Source organism: Protofrankia coriariae, from assembly GCF_001017755.1.
Lineage (GTDB): Bacteria > Actinomycetota > Actinomycetes > Frankiales > Frankiaceae > Protofrankia > Protofrankia coriariae.
In genome coordinates this window covers 30,785-36,192 of record NZ_JWIO01000046.1, presented here as the reverse complement: position 1 = coordinate 36,192, position 5,408 = coordinate 30,785, and the positions used below count along the sequence as shown (strand labels likewise).

The window sequence follows — 5,408 nt, the reverse complement described above, 5'->3', positions numbered from 1 at the left end:
ATTTGACTTGACATCTACCGGTGCGCGGCAAGACGCATGGCTACTTCGACGGGTGGGGAGATGACGGCTGCTTCCACTACACAGGGGAAGGACAAGTCGGTGATCAGCAGATGGTTCAAGGTAACCTAGCCATCCTGCGCCACCAGGAAGATGGACGCGCACTTCGCCTTTTCCGTGCCGCACGAGACGGCGTCCAATACCTTGGGGCGTTCGCGATCGATCCCGATCGTCCGTGGTACACGAGCGAAGCCCCGGAAACCGGCGGCGGGCCGCTTCGCACGGTCATCATATTCCGACTCCGCCCCCAGGGGCCGATGCAGTCGTTCGAGGCACCTCTTCCATCAACCCCCATCATGACCAGCCGTATTACCTCCGTACCAGTAGAGGCATCGAATATCGAACAGTACAGTCTGACCAGCACGAGGGAACTGACCACTGCAGTCCGGCGAGAAGCCGCCCTTGTCCGCTCATACACCGAGCACCTTCGATCTCTTGGCCATGAGGTATGTCGAAAGCAGATCGTGCCTCCCAATGAGCTACGCCCACTCTTCACTGATCTCTACGACGCGACAGCCAGTGAGCTCATTGAAGCCAAAGGTACCGTCACTCGTGAGGCCATCCGCATGGGCATCGGTCAACTCCTCGACTATCGCCGTTTCATCGATCCGCCTCCGCGTCTGGTTCTCCTCGTTCCCTCAAGACCGCGTCCTGATTTGCTGCACCTGTGCGCCGCCGTGGGCGTCACGGCCGTGTGGAAGACCGGCAAAGACTGGCGGCGAACATGACGGTCTTTCCCGGACCGCGTTTTCATGGCCGCGTAGCGACCACCCTTCCGCGCGGACTTGTTCGACCAGGCATCTCGCCTGGCCAGCGGTGGGTGGGGTAGTGGGGCTTATCGTGAGGCTGCTGGTTCGGCGGCGGGCGAGGGATGGTGTGGGGACAGGGCGAAGGCCTGGGCGAGGAGGGCCTGGGAGTGTTGGCGGTCGGCAGGGTTGGCGATGAGGTCCTGGATCATCAGCTCGTCGGCGCCGCTTTCCTTGAGCATCTGCTCCAGCGTGTCGCGGACGTCGTTGGGGCCGCCGGCTATGAAGCGGGGCCATCGGCCGTCCACGATGGTGGTGGGTTCTTCTTTCTGGGCGTCTGTCAGTTCCCGGGCAGCCTCGTCGGCGGACGGCAGCGTCGCGGCGGCGCCGACGCGTCCCAGCCGGGCGTAGAAGCCCTTGGCTGAATTGACCAGGTGTTGGCCTTCGGCAGGCGTGTCACCCACGGTTACGTTGACGGCGAGAATGGCGCGTGGGGAGTCCAGCCCGAAACGATGTCAGGCTGCCGCTTCATAAGATGTGTGGGTGCAGGCGGACGTGACGGACGCGTCGACACTCACGGCCCTGGAGCGGTCCCTGGCCGCGGTGCTGCGGCTGCTCGCCGACCGCGCCATGACGGGTGACATCGCGCGGCGCTCCGGTTACGACCTGCCGCAGGCGTCCTGGTCGCTGTTGGAGCATCTCGACGCCCGCGGTGCGCTGCGGGTGTCCGACATCGCGGCCTGCCACGGCGTCGACATCTCCTCGGTCACGCCCCGTCTCAAGAAGCTGGAACGCGCCGGCCTCATCGCGCGCGGAAGAGTGGCCACCGACGCGCGGGCCTTCCTCATCAGCATTACTCCGGAGGGTGTGCAGGCGCTGGAGAGCGTCCATGCGGCCCGCCGGGAGATCCTTGAGCGCGTCGTCGGCGGCACCGATCCGGCGCGGCTCGCGGCCACCGCCAATGTCCTCTCCTGTATCGCGCTCCGTTTGGCGGACGAGCCCGCGCCGGCCGCGGCGGACTGATCGGCGGCCAGCCGTTTCACCGCGCCGGAAGTCACGAAGCCGAAGAGCTCCCGCGCCGGCGTCTCGGAGCGGGAGCACGGCTCGGAGGAGGCCCCGCCGCGGGCGAGCGATCCTGCCGTTGAGTGACACCGCCGTTGGGCGGCCCTGCCGGAGGGGCTCGTGGGGCTGGGCGCGTGGCCGGGCGAACATGCTTGCCTGAAGCAACTATTTGGTCGAACCATTGAAAACATCGATCTTATGCCACTAAGATCCGGCCATGCTTGCGGCTGGCGTGAGCCACCTGTCGTTCGAGATTTCGGTCCGGCCCGTGCGACCGAAATGAATGTGCGTTCAGGTATCCACGACGAAGCGGAGGTTCTGATGGTCGGTGTGGAGACAGACACGGCTACGCTCACGGTCTACGATCGCTACGACGCTGAGTCGATCAAGAAGTTCCGGGAGAACGGTTGGTGGCAGGATGGCTCGGCCGCCGCCTTACTCGACCGGTGGGCGGACACGACACCGACTCGCCGGTTCGTCTCCGACGGCACCACCGAACTCGACTACGCCACGGTCCGTGAGCGTGCCCGTGGTCTCGCCGCCACGCTCGCGCGCCACGGCGTCCAGCCCGGCGACCGGGTGGCCGTCCAACTGCCGAACTGGGCCGAGTTCGTGGTCTCCTACCTCGCGCTCGCGCGGCTCGGCGCGGTCACAGTACCGATCATGGCAGTGTACCGGCACGCGGAGATCGCCCATGTCCTGCGCAACTCCGGCGCGGTCGCCGCGATCACCACCGGGGCCTTCCGCGGCTTCGACCACGCGGCGATGTTCCGCGCGCTGCAGGCCGAGGCCCCGGCCCTCAGGACCCTCGTGATCGCCCGTGGTGAGGCGGCCCCGGGCGAGCTCACGTTCGCCGAGGCCACCGCCACCGTACCCGGCCCGGACGAGCTGGGCCCGCACCCGGACCCGGACGCCCCGCACGTCATCGTCTACACCTCGGGCACCGAGTCCACGGCGAAGGGCTGCGTGCACACCTGGAACACCCTGGACTTCTCCGGCCGCGGCCTGGCCCACAACGTCTTCCAGCTCACCGCCGAGGACGTCATGTTCATGCCGTCGCCGGTCGCGCACGCCACCGGGCTGGTCGTCGGCGTGCTGGTCCCGCTGGCCGTCGGCGCCGAGACACATCTGCTCGACGTCTGGGAGCCGAACGAGGGCCTGCGCCGCATCGAGAAGTACCGCACCACCGCCACCGCGACCGCGACCCCGTTCGTCCGGATGGCACTGGACGCGGCGCCGGACGCGAAGCGGGACCTGTCGTCGATGCGGTTCTGGCTCTGTGCCGGCGCGCCGATCCCCGAGACGCTGGCCCTGGAGTTCGAGCGGACCTTCACCAACGGTGTGCTGATGCCGCTCTACGGCTGCAGCGAGCTGATGGCGGCGACCTGCTGCCACCCCGGCGACCCGATCGATCGCCGCGCCGGCTCGGACGGTTCCCCCGCGCTCGACGGCATCCGGATCAGGCTCATCGGCCCTGACGGCGAGGTCGGGCCTGGTGAGGAGGGTGAGATCACCTATTCGGGCCCGGGCGCGATCCTCGGCTACTGGCGTGAGCCCGAGCGGACCGCGGCGACGATCGACAGTGGGGGCTGGCACCACACCGGGGACCTCGGCCGATTCGACGCCGACGGCTACCTGCGGGTTACCGGGCGGCTCAAGGACATCATCATCCGCGGTGGTACCAACATCAGCGCCGCCGAGATCGAGGGATACATCCTCGCGCATCCCGATGTCTCCCAGGCTGCCGTCGTCGCCTACCCGGACGAGCGCCTCGGTGAGAAGGCGTGCGCCATCGTCGTCCCGGTCAAGGGAGCGGCACCCACACTGAAGGACATCACGGACTTCCTGCGCTTCGAACGCCGGATCGCCACGCAGAAGCTGCCCGAACGGCTCGTCCTGGTCGACGAGCTCCCGATGACCGCCACCGGCAAGGTCCAGAAGTTCCGGCTTCGCGAGCTGGCCCGGGGCGAGTCCTGAACCGTCCTGAACCATGAAGTTCGCCCTTTCCGACCACCAGCGGGAGGTGCCGGCGTCACGCCTGCTCGGAGCGGAGAGCCAGGGCCTGGCTCAGGTCACGCAGGGCTTCGGCTTCGGCTACCGCCGTGCCCTGCCTGGCCTGCCCTGGCCTGCCCTGTCTGCCCCTGCTCTGTCCGGCGGTCTGCGCGGCAGCCACTCGACGAGATCTGCGGTCCTACACGCGGACCCGGGCGAGTACGGGCATACCTCTGGAGTACGGGCGTAGCGCTGTGGGAACACCAGGGTGTGTCGTTCCCGCGGGCCGGGGCTGAAACCCAGCCGGTCGAGCTCCGGTCACTGTGCCCGCGGACGCTGTAGCCGACGGATCGTGGCCCGCCGCGTACCGCGGATGCCGCGACACGCAAGTGAGAAGTCGATCATTTTCGACGGAGGGTGGAACGATGAGCGGGTCGATCACGCTGCGGATCGCTGACGGGATCGGCCACCTCACGCTCACCCAGCCGGACCGTGGCAACCCGTTCGACCTGGCGTTCTGCACCGAAATGAGTCGTGCTGCCACCGAATGCGACGAGAATGACAAGGTCCGTGCGGTGCTGATCGACGCGCAGGGCCCCTACTTCACGGTCGGCGCGGACCTGAAGACCATGACACGCGACCGCGAGGCCCTGCCCCGCTTCATCAAGGACGCCACGGTCGGCCTGCACTCGGCGATCTCCCGGTTCGCCCGGATGCGGGCCCCGGTCGTCGTCGCCGTACACGCGCTGGCGGTCGGCGGCGGCGTCGCGCTCTCCGCCGCCGCCGACTTCTGCCTGGCCGCCCGCGGCGCACGGTTCTACGCCGCCTACACCGGGATCGGACTGCTCTGCGACGGGGGTGGTTCCACGTTCCTCCCTCGGCGGATCGGCGTCCGCCGCAGCGCCGAGTTCCTCATGCGCAACCAGACCTGGAGCGCCGAGGAAGCCCTTGGACACGGGCTGGTGAGCGAGGTCGTCGACGACGAGGAGCTGGAGAAGGCGGCGTGGTCGCTCGCCACCGAGCTGGCCGCGGGCCCCACCGTGTCGTTCGGTGAGATCAAGAACCTGCTGCTCTCGACGTGGGAGCAGCCCATCGAGGCGCAGATGGAGCTCGAGGCCCGCGCGATGGCCCGCGTCTGCCACAGCGATGACGCCTGGACCGGCGTCACCGAGGTCGCGGCCCACCGCAAGCCGATATTCCAGGGAAGATGAGGAGCCTGCCGGCCGGTATCGGTACGAGGCCGTCCGGTGGAACGGCTTCACGCGGAACAGCCGTCCGAGAACGCCCATCACTAACGGTGTCGACAGAGTTGCCCTGAGCGGCATTGTGAAACCGTCGCGCCGCACGGGCCATGCCGCCCCCCGCGCACCGGGCCGCCGAACGCGACGAGAGCGCGGTGGCGGCCTTCAAGGATCCATGATCACGTTGATATAGTGCCGTACTGCTATTTTGTTGCTTCCGCTGGCGGCTTCGGCTCGGCAGGGGTGCTGTTCGCACGGGGGAGTCAACCTTGCCTGACGAGTATCCGGCGCGAGCCGATGCGGCTGGTTC

6 protein-coding genes are annotated in these 5,408 nt (G+C 67.9%); 5 read left to right on the top strand and 1 reads right to left on the bottom strand.

Features of this window, described 5'->3' with window-relative positions; all coding sequences use genetic code 11:
- Window positions 1-20 precede the first annotated feature (20 nt).
- Window positions 21-785, top strand: coding sequence for an SRA domain-containing endonuclease (locus tag FrCorBMG51_RS27400; protein WP_235433779.1), 765 nt, complete (start codon window positions 21-23; stop codon window positions 783-785).
- A gap of 107 nt (window positions 786-892) precedes the next feature.
- On the opposite strand, the gene FrCorBMG51_RS20785 is transcribed toward FrCorBMG51_RS27400, so the two are convergent.
- On the bottom strand, window positions 893-1,267 hold the full coding sequence (locus FrCorBMG51_RS20785) for a hypothetical protein (protein ID WP_200902533.1): 375 nt from the start codon (window positions 1,265-1,267) through the stop codon (window positions 893-895).
- Window positions 1,268-1,346: 79 nt separating this feature from the next.
- On the opposite strand from FrCorBMG51_RS20785, the gene FrCorBMG51_RS20780 reads away from it, so the two are divergent.
- From FrCorBMG51_RS20780 to FrCorBMG51_RS20770, 4 genes are all read left to right on the top strand, one after another.
- Window positions 1,347-1,826, top strand: a complete 480-nt coding sequence (locus FrCorBMG51_RS20780; RefSeq protein ID WP_047224702.1) for a MarR family winged helix-turn-helix transcriptional regulator — start codon at window positions 1,347-1,349, stop codon at window positions 1,824-1,826.
- Between the two features lie 360 nt (window positions 1,827-2,186).
- Window positions 2,187-3,842: an AMP-binding protein gene (locus FrCorBMG51_RS20775; RefSeq protein ID WP_047224711.1), complete on the top strand. Its 1,656-nt coding sequence runs from the start codon at window positions 2,187-2,189 to the stop codon at window positions 3,840-3,842.
- Window positions 3,843-3,855: 13 nt separating this feature from the next.
- Window positions 3,856-4,107 (top strand): hypothetical protein, encoded by a 252-nt coding sequence (locus tag FrCorBMG51_RS28615; RefSeq protein WP_139342422.1) that lies wholly within the window; start codon window positions 3,856-3,858, stop codon window positions 4,105-4,107.
- A gap of 175 nt (window positions 4,108-4,282) precedes the next feature.
- Window positions 4,283-5,068, top strand: coding sequence for an enoyl-CoA hydratase/isomerase family protein (locus FrCorBMG51_RS20770; RefSeq protein WP_013871926.1), 786 nt, complete (start codon window positions 4,283-4,285; stop codon window positions 5,066-5,068).
- Window positions 5,069-5,408: the final 340 nt, after the last annotated feature.

What these genes read in the sequence shown, in the direction of transcription:
- FrCorBMG51_RS20770 (WP_013871926.1), top strand. Translation starts at nt 4,283, where the DNA reads ATGAGCGGGTCGATCACGCTGCGGATCGCTGACGGGATCGGCCACCTC.
- FrCorBMG51_RS20775 (WP_047224711.1), top strand. Translation starts at nt 2,187, where the DNA reads ATGGTCGGTGTGGAGACAGACACGGCTACGCTCACGGTCTACGATCGC.
- FrCorBMG51_RS28615 (WP_139342422.1), top strand. Translation starts at nt 3,856, where the DNA reads ATGAAGTTCGCCCTTTCCGACCACCAGCGGGAGGTGCCGGCGTCACGC.